At 72.9% G+C, this 16,885-nt stretch carries 14 protein-coding genes; 6 read left to right on the top strand and 8 right to left on the bottom strand.

Annotated features, from left to right (window positions below; all coding sequences use genetic code 11):
* Positions 1-96 precede the first annotated feature (96 nt).
* Positions 97-306 carry a helix-turn-helix domain-containing protein gene (locus PV796_RS13680; protein ID WP_039640853.1) on the top strand — a complete coding sequence of 70 codons (210 nt, stop codon included), beginning with the start codon at positions 97-99 and terminating at the stop codon, positions 304-306.
* Positions 306-866 (top strand): Clp protease N-terminal domain-containing protein, encoded by a 561-nt coding sequence (locus tag PV796_RS13675; protein WP_274913329.1) that lies wholly within the window; start codon positions 306-308, stop codon positions 864-866. Before PV796_RS13680 ends, PV796_RS13675 begins: the two co-directional genes overlap by 1 nt.
* Before the next feature lie 116 nt (positions 867-982).
* Here the strand turns inward: PV796_RS13675 and PV796_RS13670 are convergent, their stop codons facing one another.
* The 7 genes from PV796_RS13670 to PV796_RS13640 form a co-directional block, all read right to left on the bottom strand.
* Positions 983-2,188 (bottom strand): helix-turn-helix transcriptional regulator, encoded by a 1,206-nt coding sequence (locus tag PV796_RS13670; RefSeq protein WP_274913328.1) that lies wholly within the window; start codon positions 2,186-2,188, stop codon positions 983-985.
* 2 nt (positions 2,189-2,190) lie between these two features.
* A complete protein-coding gene (locus PV796_RS13665) occupies positions 2,191-3,102 on the bottom strand; it encodes a DUF4097 family beta strand repeat-containing protein (RefSeq protein WP_274913326.1) in 912 nt (303 codons plus the stop codon).
* A gap of 179 nt (positions 3,103-3,281) precedes the next feature.
* The gene (locus PV796_RS13660) at positions 3,282-3,461 is read right to left on the bottom strand and encodes a DUF6104 family protein (RefSeq protein WP_189295496.1); all 180 of its coding nucleotides are present in this window, start codon (positions 3,459-3,461) and stop codon (positions 3,282-3,284) included.
* Between the two features lie 165 nt (positions 3,462-3,626).
* The gene (locus tag PV796_RS13655; protein ID WP_274913323.1) at positions 3,627-7,424 is read right to left on the bottom strand and encodes a multifunctional oxoglutarate decarboxylase/oxoglutarate dehydrogenase thiamine pyrophosphate-binding subunit/dihydrolipoyllysine-residue succinyltransferase subunit; all 3,798 of its coding nucleotides are present in this window, start codon (positions 7,422-7,424) and stop codon (positions 3,627-3,629) included.
* Positions 7,425-7,662: 238 nt separating this feature from the next.
* Positions 7,663-8,787 (bottom strand): HAMP domain-containing sensor histidine kinase, encoded by a 1,125-nt coding sequence (locus tag PV796_RS13650; RefSeq protein WP_274913321.1) that lies wholly within the window; start codon positions 8,785-8,787, stop codon positions 7,663-7,665.
* Entirely contained in the window at positions 8,784-9,524 is a 741-nt protein-coding gene (locus PV796_RS13645; RefSeq protein WP_274913320.1) for a response regulator transcription factor, read from the bottom strand. Before PV796_RS13645 ends, PV796_RS13650 begins: the two co-directional genes overlap by 4 nt.
* A 112-nt stretch (positions 9,525-9,636) precedes the next feature.
* Complete coding sequence (locus tag PV796_RS13640) at positions 9,637-10,380, bottom strand: spermidine synthase (RefSeq protein ID WP_274913318.1); 744 nt, start codon at positions 10,378-10,380, stop codon at positions 9,637-9,639.
* Positions 10,381-10,575: 195 nt separating this feature from the next.
* Between PV796_RS13640 and PV796_RS13635 the strand changes: the two genes are divergently transcribed.
* The 3 genes from PV796_RS13635 to lon all read left to right on the top strand — a co-directional run bounded on the left by PV796_RS13635 (position 10,576) and on the right by lon (position 14,997).
* A complete protein-coding gene (locus PV796_RS13635; protein ID WP_274913317.1) occupies positions 10,576-11,430 on the top strand; it encodes a rhomboid-like protein in 855 nt (284 codons plus the stop codon).
* A gap of 96 nt (positions 11,431-11,526) precedes the next feature.
* On the top strand, positions 11,527-12,435 hold the full coding sequence (locus PV796_RS13630; RefSeq protein ID WP_274913315.1) for a pentapeptide repeat-containing protein: 909 nt from the start codon (positions 11,527-11,529) through the stop codon (positions 12,433-12,435).
* 147 nt (positions 12,436-12,582) lie between these two features.
* Complete coding sequence (gene lon / locus PV796_RS13625; protein WP_274913314.1) at positions 12,583-14,997, top strand: endopeptidase La; 2,415 nt, start codon at positions 12,583-12,585, stop codon at positions 14,995-14,997.
* A gap of 71 nt (positions 14,998-15,068) precedes the next feature.
* Here the strand turns inward: lon and PV796_RS13620 are convergent, their stop codons facing one another.
* Positions 15,069-15,929: a lysozyme gene (locus PV796_RS13620; protein ID WP_274913312.1), complete on the bottom strand. Its 861-nt coding sequence runs from the start codon at positions 15,927-15,929 to the stop codon at positions 15,069-15,071.
* Positions 15,930-16,234: 305 nt separating this feature from the next.
* Between PV796_RS13620 and PV796_RS13615 the strand changes: the two genes are divergently transcribed.
* Positions 16,235-16,756 carry a MarR family winged helix-turn-helix transcriptional regulator gene (locus tag PV796_RS13615; RefSeq protein WP_376570015.1) on the top strand — a complete coding sequence of 174 codons (522 nt, stop codon included), beginning with the start codon at positions 16,235-16,237 and terminating at the stop codon, positions 16,754-16,756.
* Positions 16,757-16,885 lie beyond the last annotated feature (129 nt).

Genomic DNA, 16,885 nt, shown 5'->3' with positions numbered 1-16,885 from the left:
TTGAGGTCAAGGGGGTTGGGGTGCGGAGGGGCACCTTTGAGAAGAGGGCCGTCAATCGGGGTTGACGCATTCTGTCCGTCAACCTACGTTGACATCATGACCGAAGCAACGGATCTCGCCGCACGGGCGAGTGACCCGGACCCGCGGGCCGGGCTGCGTGCCGTCGCCGCGCTCCGCCGGCTGCTGGAGCAGTTGGAGGCCGTACAGGTGCGCAGCGCCCGCGCGAAGGGTTGGTCCTGGCAGGAGATCGCCGCCGAGCTGGGGGTCAGTCGGCAGGCGGTCCACAAGAAGCACGGGAGGCGTTGATGTTCGAGAGGCTCACGGTCGGGGCGCGGGCGGTGGTGCGCGACGCCGGGGCGCACGCGGAGCGCACCGGCAGCGACACCATCGGCGAACCGGAGCTGCTGCTGGCGGTGTTGGACCGCCGGGGCACCCCGGCCGCCGCGGCGCTCGACGGGCTCGGCGCGCCACGGGCGGCGCTCGCCGACGACCTGGCGGCGGCCCGCCGGCGGGCCGGCCTCACGGCGGCCGACGCGGCGGCGCTGGCCGGGCTCGGGATCGACGTCGAGGAGGTCATCGCGCGGGTGGAGGAGGCGCACGGCGCCGGGGCGTTGGCCGCCGGTGGTCGCCGGGGCGGGCGCGGCAAACGGATGCGCCGGGCGTTCGCGCCGGAGGGCAAGGCGGTGCTGGAGCGCGCCCTGCGGATCGCGCTCGGCCGCGGCGACCGGCATGTCGGCGACGAGCACCTGCTGTTGGCGCTCACCGCCCGCTCCGGACCGGCCGGGGCGGTGCTCGCCGGCCGCGGGGTGACGTACGAGGCGGTGGCGCGGACGCTGGCCCGGCCGCCCGCCGAACGCGCGGGCTGAGGGCGGTACGTGGGGCGCCGGCGGCCGGCTCGGCCTCCGCAGGGGACGGAACAACGGCGGCCCCGGGTCGGGGGAGCGCACGTGGGCGCCCGACCACCGGGTCCGCCGGCCCGCGCCTACGCCCCCCGGCCGGCCCCCGGGCCGCCGTCCGCGCCCGTGCCGTCGTCGGGGGTCGCCGAGGCGTCGTCGCCCGCCCCGGGGCGGCGCAGCAGCGTGCCGATGTGGGCGGCGGCCGACGCCAACCGGCGGTGGGACTCGGCGTATTGCTCCGCGGTGACGCCGTGGTCGCGGGCCGCGTCCCGCAGGTCGTCGCGGAAGCGGTCCAGCAGGCGGTCGAAGTCGCGGGCCGGATCGCCGCTGCCGGGCTCGGTGGCCCAGGCGGGCGCGGCGGGCTCGGGCGGCGCGGGCGCCGCCCCGGCGGCCGGCGCGGCGGCCTCCTCCGGGGGCGCCGACTCCGGGGCCTCCTTGGTGAGGTCGACCCGCTCGACGGTGACCCGCGGGCCGTCCGCGGCGCCGTCGCGCTCGCCGGCACCGGACGGGGCGCCCGTGAAGCGGCCGACCTCGCGGGAGACCTCGGCCAGCGCCTCCTTCACCGCCGCCGACCAGTCCCCGGTGCGCACCACACCCTGGGCCTGCTCCTGGACGGTGCGGATCACCCGCTGGACCTCCTCGCGGGCGAACACCTGGGCGTCCCGGGCCTGTTTGCGGGCCCGCTGGGCGTCCTGCCTGGCGCGCCGGCTCTCCTCCTTGGCCCGCCGGGCCTGCTCCTTCCACTCCTCCTTGGCGCGCCGGAACTCCTCCTTCGCCTGCCGCCAGGCGTCCTTGTCGCCGTACGCGCCGTCGAAGTAGTCCGAGGCTTCCGGGAACGGGCGCCCGCCCGGGGCCCCGCGACCGGCCTTGCCGCCGGCCTTCCCGTTGCCCTTCTGGCCGCCCGCGCGGGCCTGTTGGGCGGCCTCCTTGACCTCGCGGCGCAGATCGCGGGCCGAACCGCTGACGTCCTCGCGGATGTCGGAGGCGAGCGCCGCCACCGACTCGCGGATCTCCAGCTCCAGATCGGCCAGTTCGCCGCCGCGGTCGGCGAGCTCGGCGCGGCCGGCGCCGGTGATGGAGTAGACCTTGCGACCGCCCTCGGTGGTGTGGGACACCAGGCCCTCGGCCTCCAGCTTGGCCAGCCGGGGGTAGACCGTGCCAGCGGACGGGGCGTAGAGCCCCTGGAAGCGCTCCTCCAGGAGGCGGATGATCTCGTAGCCGTGCCGCGGGGCCTCGTCGAGCAGCTTGAGGAGGTAGAGCCGCAGGCGGCCGTGGGCGAAGACGGGGGGCATGCTCAGAGCACCTTCTTCCCGGCGGGCGGGGTCGTGGGGGAGGGGCCTTCGCCCGGCGCGCCGGACGACGCGGCGCCGGCGGGGCCGTCCGACTCCTCGTAGGCGGGGCGGCGCAGCAGGGCCAGGGCGCCGGAGACCGTGGTGGCCCGGAGGCGGCCGGTGCCGGCGCCCAACGAGCCGGTGATCCGCTTGGCGCCCCACTGGCCGGTGACCCGGAGGTCGACGAAGGCGTTGGTGACCGCGCCGGTGGTGGTGCCGGCGTCCACCTTGGCGTCGGCCGGGTCGGGCAGCCGGATGGCGATCTCGCCGGAGACCGTGGTCAGTTCGATCTCCGCGCCGGTCGCCGGATCCAGGTCCAGCACCATGTCGCCGCTGACGGACTCGGCGCGGACCGCGCCGCCGGTGCCGTCGATGACCGTCAGATCGCCCGAGACGGAGTGGAAGCGGAGGTCGCCGGTGAGTGCCTGGGCCTCGACGTTGCCACTGACGGTGTCGGCGCGGACCGCGCCGGAGAGGCCGACGAGGGTGCCGTCCCCGTTGACCCCGCGCAGCTCCGTGGGGCCGGAGATGCCGGAGACGACCGCGCCGGCGCCGACCACGCCGACCTCGACGCGGGTGGTGGCCGGCACCGTCACCGAGACCACCGCGCTGCGCTGCCAGCCCCTGCGGTCGAGGAACTTCAAGAAGCCCTTCCAGGGCAGGTCGTCATAGCCGACGGAGAGGGTGCCGTCCTCGTGGGAGACCGACACCGGCGGGCCGTCCACCGCGGAGACCTCCAGGCGGGCCGGGCCGTCCTCGGTGGTGCCGACGACGTTGACGGTGCCGCCCACCAGGCGCACCGTCAGCGTCCGGACGGGCTCGGCGAACTCCAGCGTGCGCGGCCCGGAGACCGTCCACTCGGACTGGGCTGACATACCTGGCCTCCCCTGGGTAGGCGGACAACGCAACATATCGCGTCTTCGTTAGACACGATATATCGCAGTCCGGGAGAGTCAAGCGGGCTCAACCCCGACCGTGCCCTGATACGCCCCTTGCGTTCCCCTAGGTGACGGCCCCGTGCGCCCTACGCCCCTACGCCCTACTCGGCTACGCCCTACTCCTCGTCCTCGTCGTCCAGCCGGGCCAGCCAGGTGGCCAGCCGCTCCACCGGCACCTCGAAGTCCGGGTTGAGGTCGACGAAGGTCCGGAGCTGATCGGCCACCCACCCGAGGGTGACCTCCTCCTCGCCGCGCCGGTTCTCCAGCTCCTCGATGCCGCGGTCGGTGAAATACACGTGCTCTCCAGCAGGTCAAAGGGACATTGCGGCCAGGATAGGCAGCCGCGCGGACCGCCCGTGCCGCGGGCCGCCGGCCTCCGCGCCGGGCCCGGACAGCCCGAAGGGCCCGCCCCACCCTGGGTGGGAACGGGCCCTTCGGGGCCGTGGTCACGGACTAGACGCTCACGCGTCGAAGACCTCCGCCACGAGCTGGGCCTGCTCGGCCTGGTGCCGCTTGGCGGAACCGACCGCAGGCGAGGAGCCGTGCGGCCGCGAGATGCGGCGCAGGCGCTCACCGTGCGGGACGTCGGCGCCGACCGCCAGGTCCAGGTGGTCGATCAGGTTGAGACCGAGGAACGGCCAGGCACCCTGGTTCGCCGGCTCCTCCTGCGCCCACAGGTACTTCTCGGCGTTCGGGAACTTGGCGATCTCCGCCTGGAGTTCCTTGCCGGGCAGCGGGTACAGCCGCTCGATCCGGACCAGGGCGGTGTCGTTCGCGCCGCGCTTGGTCCGCGCCTCCTCCAGGTCGTAGTAGACCTTGCCGGAGCAGAAGACGACCTTGCGGACGTCCTCGGGCTTGACCGTGCTGTCGCCGATGACCGGCCGGAAGCCGCCGGTGGTGAACTCCTCCGCCTTCGACGCCGCGGCCTTCAGACGCAGCATCGACTTCGGGGTGAAGACGACCAGCGGCTTGTGGTGCGGGTTGTGCACCTGCCAGCGCAGCAGGTGGAAGTAGTTCGACGGCAGCGTCGGCATGGCGACGGTCATGTTGTTCTGCGCGCAGAGCTGGAGGAAGCGCTCGATCCGGGCCGAGGAGTGGTCCGGGCCCTGGCCCTCGTAGCCGTGCGGCAGCAGCAGGGTGACGCCGGAGGTCTGGCCCCACTTCTGCTCCGCGGACGAGATGAACTCGTCGACGACGGTCTGCGCGCCGTTGGCGAAGTCGCCGAACTGCGCCTCCCACATCACCAGCGCGTCCGGACGGGCCAGCGAGTAGCCGTACTCGAAGCCCATCGCCGCGTACTCGCTGAGCAGCGAGTCGTAGACGTTGAACCGCGCCTGGTCCTCGGACAGGTACAACAGCGGGGTGTAGTCGTTGCCGGTCTCCCGGTCGATCAGCACCGCGTGGCGCTGGCCGAACGTGCCGCGGCGGGAGTCCTGGCCGGCGAGCCGGACCGGGGTGCCCTCCATCAGCAGCGAACCGATGGCCAGGGTCTCGCCCATGCCCCAGTCGATCGTGCCCTCTTCGACCATCGTCGCCCGGCGCTGGAGCTGCGGCAGCAGGCGCGGGTGGACGGTGATGTTCTCGGGGATGTTGACCTGGGACTCGGCGATCCGCTTGACGACCTCCTGGGAGACCGCGGTGTCCACGTGGACCGGGAACTCCGCCTGCGGCTGCGGCACTTCCACCGCACCGGGCGCCGTGGTGGCGTCGCGGACCTCGGTGAAGACCTTCTCCAACTGACCCTGGAAGTCCTGGAGCGCCTGCTCCGCCTCTTCGAGGGTGATGTCGCCCCGGCCGATCAGCGACTCGGTGTAGAGCTTGCGCACCGAGCGCTTCTTGTCGATCAGGTCGTACATCAGCGGCTGGGTGAAGGCCGGGTTGTCCAGCTCGTTGTGGCCGCGGCGGCGGTAGCAGATGAGGTCGATGACCACGTCCTTGTTGAACGCCTGGCGGAACTCGAAGGCGAGCCGGGCGACCCGGACGACGGCCTCGGGGTCGTCGCCGTTGACGTGGAAGATCGGCGCCTCGATCATGCGGGCCACGTCCGTGGCGTACATGGACGAGCGCGACGACTCCGGGGCGGCGGTGAAGCCGACCTGGTTGTTGATGACGACGTGGACCGTGCCGCCGGTGCGGTAGCCGCGGAGCTGCGACATGTTCAGCGTCTCGGCGACCACGCCCTGGCCGGCGAACGCCGCGTCACCGTGCAACTGGATCGGCAGGACGGTGAAGTCCGTGCCGCCCTTGTTGATGATGTCCTGCTTGGCGCGGGCGATGCCCTCGACGATCGGGTCGACGGCCTCCAGGTGGGAGGGGTTCGCGGCCAGGGAGACGGTGATCTGCTCGCCGTCCAGGCCGGTGAACGTGCCCTCGGCGCCCAGGTGGTACTTCACGTCGCCGGAGCCGTGCATCGACTTCGGGTCGAGGTTGCCCTCGAACTCCCGGAAGAGCTGGGCGTAGGACTTGCCGACGATGTTGGCGAGCACGTTGAGCCGGCCGCGGTGGGCCATGCCGATGACGGCCTCGTCCAGCCGCGCCTCGGCCGCGGAGTCGATGACCGCGTCCAGCAGCGGGATGACCGACTCGCCGCCCTCCAGCGAGAACCGCTTCTGGCCGACGTACTTGGTCTGCAGGAAGGTCTCGAACGCCTCGGCGGAGTTCAGCCGGCGCAGGATGCGGAGCTGCTCGTCGCGCTCGGGGGACTTGTGCGGGCGCTCGACCCGGTCCTGGATCCACTTGCGCTGCTTGGGGTCCTGGATGTGCATGAACTCGATGCCGGTGGTGCGGCAGTACGAGTCGCGCAGCACGCCCAGGATGTCGCGCAGCTTCATCATGGACTTGCCGGCGAAGCCACCGACCGCGAACTCCCGCTCCAGGTCCCACAGGGTGAGGCCGTGCTCGGTGATGTCCAGGTCGGGGTGCTTGCGCTGGTGGTACTCCAGCGGGTCCGTGTCGGCCATGACGTGGCCGCGGACCCGGTAGGAGTGGATCAGCTCGAAGACCCGGGCGGCCTTGGTGACGTCGTCGTCGTGCGAGGCGTCGATGTCCCGCATCCAACGGATCGGCTCGTAGGGGATCCGCAGCGACTTGAAGATGTCGTCGTAGAAGTCGTTCTCGCCGAGCATGAGCTGGCTCATGACCCGCAGGAACTCGCCGGAGGCGGCGCCCTGGATCACCCGGTGGTCGTAGGTGCTGGTCAGCGTCATGACCTTGGAGACGCCCAGCTTGTTCAGGGCGTCCTGCGAGGTGCCCTGGAACTCGGCCGGGTAGTCCATCGAACCGACGCCCATGATCATGGACTGGCCGGGCATCAGACGCGGCACGGAGTGGACGGTGCCGATGCCGCCGGGGTTCGTCAGCGACGCGGTGACCCCGGTGAAGTCGTCCATCGTCAGCTTGTTGTCCCGGGCCCGGCGGACGATGTCCTCGTACGCCTGCCAGAACTCGAAGAAGCTCAGCGTCTCGGCCTTCTTGATGGCCGCGACGACCAACTGGCGCTCGCCCTTCGGCTTGACCAGGTCGATGGCCAGGCCGAGGTTGATGTGCGCCGGCTTGACCAGCGTCGGCTTGCCGTCCTTCTCCGCGAAGGAGTAGTTCATCGACGGCATGGCCTTGAGGGCCTGCACCATCGCGTACCCGATGAGGTGCGTGAAGGAGACCTTCCCGCCGCGGGCGCGCTTGAGGTGGTTGTTGATGACGATGCGGTTGTCGAACAGCAGCTTCACCGGGACCGCGCGGACGGACGTGGCCGTCGGCAGCTCCAGGGACGCGCTCATGTTCTTCGCAACGGCGGCCGACGGGCCGCGCAGGGTGACGAGCTCGGGGCCCGCGGGGGCCTCGCCGGTGGGCGCGCTCTTCGCCGGGGCGGCCTTCGCCGCGGGCTTCGCGGGAGCGGCCTTGGCAGGCGCGGGCGCAGCAGCGGCGGCCGGCTTGGCCGGGGCGGCGGGCTGGGCCGGCGCGGCCGGCTGGGCGGGGGGCTTCGGCCCGTCCGCGGCGGGGGCCGCCGGGGCAGGTGCCGACGGAGCCGGGGCCGCCGGAGCAGCGCCTGCTGCCGGCTGGTTCGGCGCGGTGGCACCGCCCGGCTTGTAGTCGGCGAAGAAGTCCCACCAGGCTCGGTCTACCGAGTTCGGGTCCTGGAGGTACTGCTGGTAGATCTCGTCGACGAGCCACTCGTTGGAACCGAACGCCGCAGCGGGATTCTTCCGCTGCTCTTCCTGTTCGGTCGAGACACTCGCACTGTTGGGGGACTGTAGCGACACGGCGGCAACCGCCCTCTTCCGCTTCCTAAGGTGGTGGACAGCGGGAATAAAGGCTACGCCTCTTGTGACCTTTGGTGCAGTCCGGGAGGGTCACTCGTCGCGCACGTCACATTCACCGAAGGGTTTCAGGGCCTGACTTGGCGGGAAACACACGAGGTTTGCCCGCGTGCGGGTAGCGCGCATCGCCGTAGCACCCCGGAAATCAGTGCTCCCACCACCGACCCTACGTCAGCCGACGTCAGCCCCGGGATGACGTGAGCCCCGGAAGAGTGACTCGGATCCGGCAACCCCGGGGTGACTCGGCCACCCCGATCCGGCCGCCGTGCAGGTCCACCGCCCAGCGCGCGATCGCCAGGCCCAGCCCCGTCCCGCCGTCGGTGCCCGGGCCGGAGGAGCCGGGGCCGCCGCGGTTGAACCGCTCGAAGACCCGGTAGCGCTCCGACTCCGGGATGCCGGGGCCCTCGTCCTGGACCTCCAGCACCAGGCTCTCCGGCCCGTCGCCGCGGCGGGCGCGCACGGTGACCCGGCCGTGCCGCGGGCTGTGCTTGATCGCGTTGTCGATGAGGTTGGCGACGACCTGGTGGAGCCGCTCGGCGTCGGCGTGCGCGGTCAGCTCCGGCGGGGAGACGTCGAGGTGGAGGTGGACGTCGGTGCGGGTGTGGGCGCCGGAGCCGGTGACGCCGGAGAGGGTGGAGGCGCCGCGGCTCATGTTGGCCTCCTTGAGCACCCCGGACAGGTACGGCCAGACCTCGAAGCGCCGGGCGTGCAGCGGGACCACGCCGTTGTCCAAACGGGACAGGTCCAGCAGGTGCTCCACCAGGCGGCCCAGGCGTTCGGTCTGCTTCAGGGCCGTGCGCATGGTGTCCGAGTCCGGCTCGCAGACGCCGTCGACGACGTTCTCCAGCACCGCGCGCAGCGCCGCGATGGGGGTGCGCAACTCGTGCGAGACGTTGGCGACCAGTTCCTTGCGGTGGGTGTCCACCGCCTCCAGGTCGGCGGCCATGCGGTTGAAGGCGTCGGCCAGGTCGCCGAACTCGTCGCGGCGGCCGGCGCGCACCCGGCGGGTGTAGTCGCCGTGCGCCATCGCCCTGGTCACCTCGGTCATCTCGCCGAGCGGGGCGGTCAGGCCGGTGGCCACGAACTGGGTGATCAGCAGCGAGGCGATGATCGAGAAGACCGTGATCACCCGCAGCTCGGTCGCCGAGTGCATCGCCACGAACACCAGGAGTGTGGTGATGATCACCGAGACGATCACCAGCGCGCCGAGCGCGGCCTTGACGGAGCGGTACGGGTCCAGCGGCCGCAACCCCTCCCAGAACCGGTCCCACAGGTCCCGTGCGCGCGGCCGCCACCGAAGCGTCATGCCGGCGGGGTCTCCAGGGCGTACCCGACGCCGTGGACCGTGCGGATGCGCTCGGCGCCGATCTTGCGGCGCAGCGCCTTGATGTGGCTGTCGACCGTGCGCGTGCCGGAGGCGTCCGCCCAGTCCCAGACCTCGGCCAGCAACTGCTCGCGGGAGAGCACCGCGCGCGGGGTGTTCGCCAGGCAGACCAGCAGGTCGAACTCGGTGGGGGTGAGGTGGACGTCGGTGCCGCGCACCCGGACCCGGCGCTGGGCGTGGTCGATCTCCAGCTCGCCGAGCCGCAGGATGCCGCTGCGCGGGGTGTGCGCGGCCAGCGCGGCCCGCTCGACCCGGCGCAGCAGCACGTGCACCCGGGCGGCCAGTTCCCGCATGGAGAACGGCTTGGTCATGTAGTCGTCGGCGCCGACGCCGAGGCCGACCAGCATGTCGGTCTCGTCGTCCCGGGCGGTGAGCATCATCACCGGCACCGGGCGCTGCGCCTGCACCCGGCGGCACACCTCCAGGCCGTCGAAGCCCGGCAGCATCACGTCGAGGACGAGCAGATCGGGCTGCCACGCCTCGGCGGTGTCCACCGCCGCCGGGCCGTCGGTGGCCGTCTGCACCTGGAAGCCCTCGGCGCGCAGCCGGGCCGCGATGGCGTCGACGATCGTCGGATCGTCCTCCACGACCAGCACCCGGCGCTGGGCGCCCGGCGTGGCCGCGGTGGTGCCGCCCTGGGTTGTCTGAGTCTGGTCCATCGCCCGCCCCTGCATGTGCCCTGCGTGGTCGCGTCTTGCCTGCGTGGTCGTGTCTTGTCGCGTCGTGCTGGGCAGCAGCGTAAGGGCATGATGTGACAGTCGGCTACGCGCCCTACGCGCACCGGAGCCCAAGGTGGACAACGTCCGGGACGCCTCGGGCAACCGGGATCTCTTCGGTCCGTACGCCCCCGAATCCGGCGTTTTCCAGCGCCCGTTCGAACGCCGGGGACGGCTGGGCCGACCACACCGCGAGCACCCCGCCGTCGGTCAGCGCGGCGCGGCAGGCGGCCAGTCCGGCGGGGGAGTAGAGGGTGTCGTTGTCGTCGGTGACGGTCCAGTCGGGGCCGTTGTCGATGTCCAAGCACAGGGCGTCGTAAGGGTGTTGGGCGGCGTCCGTGCGCAGGTGGGCCAGTAGGTCGGTGGGCAGGACCGCGGTGCGCGGGTCGGCCAGCGCCGGGCCGGAGACCGTGGCGAGCGGGCCGGCGCGGTGCCAGTCGATCACCGCCGCCTCCCGCTCGGCGACCGCGATCCGGCCCCAGCGCGGCTCGGCGGCCGCCCGGGCCAGCGAGAAGCCCACGCCCAGCCCGCCGATCAACAGCGAGGGGCGGGGGCGGTCCGGCGGCAGCGCGGCGAGCGCCGCGTCGACCAGCAGCCGCTCGGAACGCCCGTCGGAGGTGTCCATAAGGAAGCAGCCGTTCGCGATGATCTCGTAGACCGGACCGGCCTCCCCGGGGGCCGCCCCGACCGGGTCGCGCTGCCGGAGCACCACCTCCCCGTGGGGGCCCTCGCGACGGTCCAGGGTGCGTACGGCCGGTTCGGCGCCGGCGTGCGGATGCCAGGGGTGAACGGGAGCCATGCGGCCATCTTTAGCAACGTCCCCTCCGGTCGGTCCACCGACGGCGGGCGGCGGCCTCGCGCGGGGGAGGGGGCAACACCGGTGCACCACACGGGGGTTGCCGGCCGTGACGGATATCACTCACATAGCTGACTCATGGGTTGGCCGGGCACAGTGGGGCGCGAACGGTGCGCGGGGGCGGGGAGAGGACCTGGGATGACGAGTGCGGCGGAGCCGGTCGACGGCGCCCCGGTCGGCGACGGGGCGGCCCCGACCGTGGCCGGCCCCGGCGGCGCGGCCCCGGCACTGCTCGCCGGTGTCCCCCGCCAGCGCGGGGAGGCGGCCGCGGCCGCCCCCGACCCGGTGGACGCCCCGGCCCGCCGCCCCTGGCAGGGCCTGCGCCCCTGGCGGCTGCTCCCCACCCCCACCGGCGCCCCCTTCACCCTCTGCTACGCGCTGCTGCTCCTGGCCACCTCGTTCTACGCCGACCACGGCAACCCCTCGGTGGTCGCCGCGCTGCTCCAGGGCTCCAGTACGGACGTGACCCACCTCGCGCAGGCGCCGCTGCTGGTGCTCGTCGCCAGCGCGCTGTGGATAGCCGGCGGGGTGACCTCCGGGTTCGCGCTGGTCTTCCTGTTCGTGATGACCGCCCTGGAGCGGCGGATCGGCGGGGTGCGCACCGCGGTGGTGTTCTTCGGCGGCCATGCGCTGGCCACCCTCGCCACCGAGATGCCGGTGGGCTTCTCGGTCGCCGCCGGGTCGCTGCCGGACAGCTCACTGCACCGCCTCGACTACGGGATCAGCTTCGGCGTGATGACCTGTATCGGGGCGCTCGCCGGGCTGTTGCCCGCCTGGGCGCGCTGGCCCCTGGTGGCCGCGGCCGGCTACCAGGCGGTGGCCGGGCTGCTCAACGCATCGGACCCGCTGACCGATTGGGGTCATCTGCTCTCGTTCGTCCTCGGCCTGGCCGCCTGGCCGCTGCTCCGGCACTGGCGGGCGCAGCGCTCCGGACCCGCCCCGCTGCTGGGCGACCTGGGCCACCCGGCGCTGCGGGCGCCCCGGACGCCCTGACCCCGGCCCGTCCGCCGGCGGCGCCGATCCCGGAGAATGGGTCGCCTCGCGGGCGCCGCAACGGAAGGGCGACCGCCGGCCGCAGGAGCTGAGAACGTGTCGCACGAGCGTCGCCCCACCCAGGAGGACCGCGCGTCCACCCCGCCGCAGGCCCCGGAGGCCGACCGGCTGCCGCTGCGCTCCGACTGCGGAAACTGCTTCGGGCTGTGCTGTGTGGCGCTGCCGTTCGCCCGGTCCGCGGACTTCGCGCTGGACAAGGAGGCCGGGCGGCCCTGCCCCAACCTGGCGACCGACTTCCGCTGTGGCATCCACCGGGACCTGCGGCAGCGCGGCTTCTCCGGCTGCACGGTCTTCGAGTGCTTCGGCGCCGGGCAGAAGGTCTCCCAGGTCACCTTCGAGGGGCGGGACTGGCGGAGCGCGCCCGAGACCGCCCGGCCGATGTTCGACGCGTTCGCCGTGCTGCGCCAACTCCACGAGCTGCTCTGGTACCTCACGGAGGCGGTGGCGCTGCCGGCGCCCGGTGCGAGCACCGACTCCACCGGAGCGGCCGGCGCCGCGCTGCCTGCCGCGGTACGGGAGGAGTTGCGCTCCGCCCTGGAGAAGACCGAGCGGCTGACCCTGGGGACCGCCGAGGAGCTGGCCGCGGTGGACGTGGCCGGGCACCGCGGTGAGGTCAACGTCCTGCTGCTGCGGGTCAGCGAAGCGGTCCGGGCGAGGGTCCCGGGCCGTAAGAAGGAGCGGCGGGGCGCGGACCTGATGGGGGCCCGGCTGAAGGGCGCCGACCTCAGGGGCGCCAACCTCCGCGGCGCGTATCTGATCGCCGCCGACCTGCGGGGCGCGGACCTGCGGAGCGCGGACATGATCGGCGCCGATCTGCGGGACGCCGATCTGCGCGGCGCCGACCTCACCGACGGCCTCTTCCTGACACAGGCCCAGGTGAACGCCGCCCGGGGCGATGCGCGCACCCGGCTGCCGCGGGGGCTGCGCCGCCCCGCCCACTGGTAGCGGCACCCTCCCGCAGGGCCCATGCGCCCTGCCCCGTAACCGAGTTGCCCCGCGCTGATCGCTCACAGCGAACAGGTGGCGGGGAACAACCGCCGGCTCCCCGGCATTGAGTGGGTAAAGCTCAACTTGCTTGCCGAAGGGGAGATCATGACTGCTGAGCCGGCGTCCACACCGCTCACCCTGCCCGTGCTGCCCCTCGATGACGAGGTCGTCCTGCCCGGCATGGTGGTGCCCCTGGACCTGTCCGACGCCGAGGTGCGCGCCGCGGTGGAGGCCGCCCAGGCCGCCGCCCCGTCGGGCGCCAAGCCGCGGGTGCTGCTGGTGCCGCGGATCGACGGGACGTACGCGGCGATCGGCACGCTCGGACGGATCGAGCAGGTCGGCCGGTTGTCCGACGGCGACCCGGGCGCCCTGATCCGGGGCCTGGGCCGGGTGCGGATCGGTTCCGGCACCACCGGACCGGGCGCCGCGCTCTGGGTCGAGGGCACCACCGTCGAGGAGCCGGCCCCCGAGCCCCCGCCGGGCGCCGTCGCCGAACTCGTCACGGAATACAAGGCGTTGGCCACGAGCTGGCTGCGCAAGCGCGGCGCCTGGCAGGTCGTCGACCGGGTCACCGGCATCGACGACGTCCCCACGCTCGCCGACAATGCCGGCTACCTGCCCTTCCTCACCGTCGAGCAGAAGCTCCAACTCCTGGAAACCGTCGACCCGGTGGCCCGACTGAAGTACGCCACCGAGGTGCTGCGCTCCCACCTGGCCGAGCAGGACGTCGCCGAGTCCATCGCCAAGGACGTCCAGGAGGGCGTCGACAAGCAGCAGCGGGAGTTCCTGCTGCGGCGCCAACTGGAGGCGGTCCGCAAGGAACTGGCCCAGCTCAACGGCGACCCGGAGGACGAGGGCGACGACTACCGCGCCCGGGTCGAGGCCGCCGACCTGCCGGAAGAGGTGCGCAAGGCCGCCCTCAAGGAGGTCGACAAGCTGGAGCGGGCCAGCGACCAGAGCCCCGAGGGCAGTTGGATCCGCACCTGGCTGGACACCGTCCTGGAGCTGCCCTGGAACGAGCGCACCGAGGACGCCTACGACATCGCCGGCGCCAGGGCCGTGCTGGACGCCGACCACGCCGGACTGGAGGACGTCAAGGAGCGGATCACCGAGTACCTGGCGGTCCGCAAGCGGCGGTCGGAGCGCGGGCTCGGGCTCGTCGGGGGGCGGCGCGGGGGAGCCGTGCTGGCGCTCGTCGGGCCGCCCGGCGTCGGCAAGACCTCGCTCGGCGAGTCCGTGGCGCGCGCCATGGGGCGGAAGTTCGTCCGGGTCGCGCTCGGCGGCGTCCGGGACGAGGCGGAGATCCGCGGCCACCGGCGCACCTACGTCGGCGCGCTCCCCGGCCGGATCGTGCGGGCCGTCAAGGAGGCCGGCTCGATGAATCCGGTCGTCCTCCTGGACGAGATCGACAAGGTGGGCTCCGACTACCGGGGCGACCCGGCCGCCGCCCTGCTGGAGGTGCTGGACCCGGCGCAGAACCACACCTTCCGGGACCACTACCTGGAGGTCGAACTCGACCTGTCCGACGTGGTGTTCCTGGCCACCGCCAACGTCCTGGAGGCGATCCCGGAGCCGCTGCTGGACCGGATGGAGCTGGTCCGGCTGGACGGTTACACCGAGGACGAGAAGGTCGTCATCGCCCGCGACCACCTGGTGCCGCGCCAACTGGAGCGCGCCGGCCTGGCGGCGGGCGAGGTCACCGTCGAGGACGCCGCGCTGCGCAAGCTGGCCGGCGAGTACACCCGCGAGGCCGGTGTGCGGAATCTGGAGCGGTCCCTCGCCCGGCTGCTGCGCAAGGTGGCCGCCCAGCACGAACTGGGCGAGCGGAAGCTGCCGTTCACCGTCGGCGCGGACCAACTGCGGTCGCTCATCGGGCGCCCGCACCACACCCCGGAGTCGGCGCAGGACCCCGCCGAGCGGCGGACCGCGGTGCCCGGCGTGGTCACCGGCCTCGCGGTCACCGGGGCCGGCGGCGACGTGCTCTACGTGGAGGCGTCGCTGGCCGACCCGGAGACCGGCGCCTCCGGGCTCCAGCTGACCGGTCAGCTCGGCGACGTGATGAAGGAGTCGGCGCACATCGCGCTGTCCTTCCTGCGCTCGCACGGTGCCGAACTGGAGCTCCCGGTGGGTGACTTGAAGGAGCGCGGCGTCCATCTGCACGTCCCGGCCGGTGCCGTCCCCAAGGACGGGCCCAGCGCGGGCGTCACGATGACCACCGCACTGGCCTCGCTGCTGTCGGGCCGCCAGGTCCGCCCGGACGTCGCGATGACCGGTGAGGTCTCGCTGACCGGGCGGGTGCTGCCGATCGGCGGCGTCAAGCAGAAGCTGCTGGCGGCGCACCGCGCCGGCATCACCACCGTGATCATCCCCAAGCGCAACGAACCCGACCTGGACGACGTCCCGGCCGAGATCCTCGAAGCGCTGGAGGTGCACCCGGTCGCGGACGTGCGGCAGGTGCTGGAACTGGCCCTGACGCCGGCCGCGAACGGGGAGCGGCCCGAGGTCCCGGTGGCGGCGTAGGAGCCGGGCGCCGGCGCGGCGGAGGCCGGCCCGTCCCCCTGCGCGGGAGGACGGGCCGGCCCGCCGTGCGGTCAGCCGTTGGCCAGCGCCTGGAGGCGGTCGTACGCCCCGTTGAAGCGGTTGTGGTCACCGACCGTCGGGCCGGTCGAGGTGTACTGCCAGATGGTGTGGAAGCCCCAGCCGCCCGGGAGTTCGCCGACCGAGGAGCCGTAGCGCGGGACCCACAGCGGGTTGGTGCCCCCGAACGCGGCGGAGTTGCCGGTGCACTGCTTCCACCAGTTGGTGGAGGTGTAGAGCACCGCGTCCCGCCCGGTGCGCGCCTTGTAGGTGGCGAACCAGTCCTTCATCCAGTTCACCAGCCCCGCGGCGCTCAGCCCGTAACAGGTGGCGCCGTAGGGGTTGTACTCCATGTCCAGCGCGCCGGGCAGGGTCTTGCCGTCCTTGGACCAACCGCCGCCGTGGGCGACGAAGTAGTTGGCCTGGGCGGCGCCGCTGGAGGTGTCGGGCGTCGCGAAGTGGTAAGCGCCGCGGATCATGCCGGAGTTGTAGGAGCCGTTGTACTGCTGCGCGAAGGAGGGGTTGGTGTAGCTGGTCGACTCCGTGGCCTTGACGTAGGCGAACTTCACGCCGGCGGTCCACAGCGTCGACCAGGCGACGTTGCCGTTGTGGCTGCTGACGTCGACGCCCTCGACGGACGCGGTCAGCGAGGGCGGCGGCAGCACGCCGGCCTTGCCGCCCTCGTGCCTGGCGATCTGGGAGCCGGCCCAGTCCTGTCCGGGGTGGGTGGGCTCGGGGGCGCGCCGGGCGGCCGTGGCGCCGGCCGTGCCGGGCAGGCCGACGAGGAGGGAGACGGTCGTGAGCAGGATCCCGGCCACGGCCGCGCGGGAGCGCGCGGGGCGGTGGGTGGGGGAGCCGGATCTGAGCACGGGCATTACGTGCCTCCATAGATCTCGGTGGATCTCGGTGGATCCCGGTCCGATGGGGGAAATCCGAGGGAGCGGACGTGACCTTTTGAGGGGGAGGTACCGGCGCCACACTTGGTGTGGCCATGCCAGAACTGACGATACGCGCGTAGACCCCCGTGGTAAAAGGGGTGCGCGGACCGCCGTTGGCCTCACCTGCGAAATACTGTCCCAACTGCGGTTCCGCTTGGCCGGGAAGGAAATGTCCCGGCGCCGGGAAACGCGGGAGAGTGCACCGGGGGAACATCGGGGAAGCACCGGGGGAATTGCTGGACATGCGGGAAGACGCGGGAAAGGGCGCTGACGTGCAGGACACCGGAGCCGGCGGTACCACGGCGGAGGGCGAGCCGATGGGCGTGGACCCCGCGTTCCTGGCGCTGGAACGCGAATTGGCGGTGTTCCTGCGGCGGGCCCGGGCCTCCTCCGGCGAGCTCTCGCGCGAGGTCCACCCCGATCTGGAGTCGGCCGCCTACGGGTTGCTGGTGCGGCTCGCCGACGCGGGGGCGCAGCGGGCCACCGATCTCGCGGCGTTCTTCGGGGTCGGGAAGGCGACGATAAGCCGGCAACTGCACGCGCTGGAGCGGCTGGGGCTGGTGGCACGGGCACCCGATCCGGCCGATGGGCGGGCGGTGTTGGTGCGGATCACGGAGGAGGGGCGGGAGCGGTTCAACCGCGTGCGGACCGCGCGGCGGGCGCGGTACGCGTGCAACCTCGCGTCGTGGGACCGGGCGGAGGTCGCGGAGTTGGCGCGGTTGTTGCATCGGTTGAACGCGGAGCAAGAGGGGGAGGAGGGGTGACCCCCTCCTGAACCCGCGGCCCTCCGGCCGGGCCTGGGCCCGGGGGCCTTCCCCTTTGGGGGGTGCTCCGTTGCCCGTGGTGCCGGTGCCGGGGGCTGCGAGGCGTGGTTGTCGGACTGCTTCGCTTTA

The sequence above is a fragment of the Streptomyces sp. WZ-12 genome (genome assembly GCF_028898845.1).
In the GTDB taxonomy this organism is placed as follows: domain Bacteria; phylum Actinomycetota; class Actinomycetes; order Streptomycetales; family Streptomycetaceae; genus Streptomyces.
Note: the sequence above shows the minus strand (reverse complement) of the source record. Positions and strands in the feature narration are given on the sequence as shown.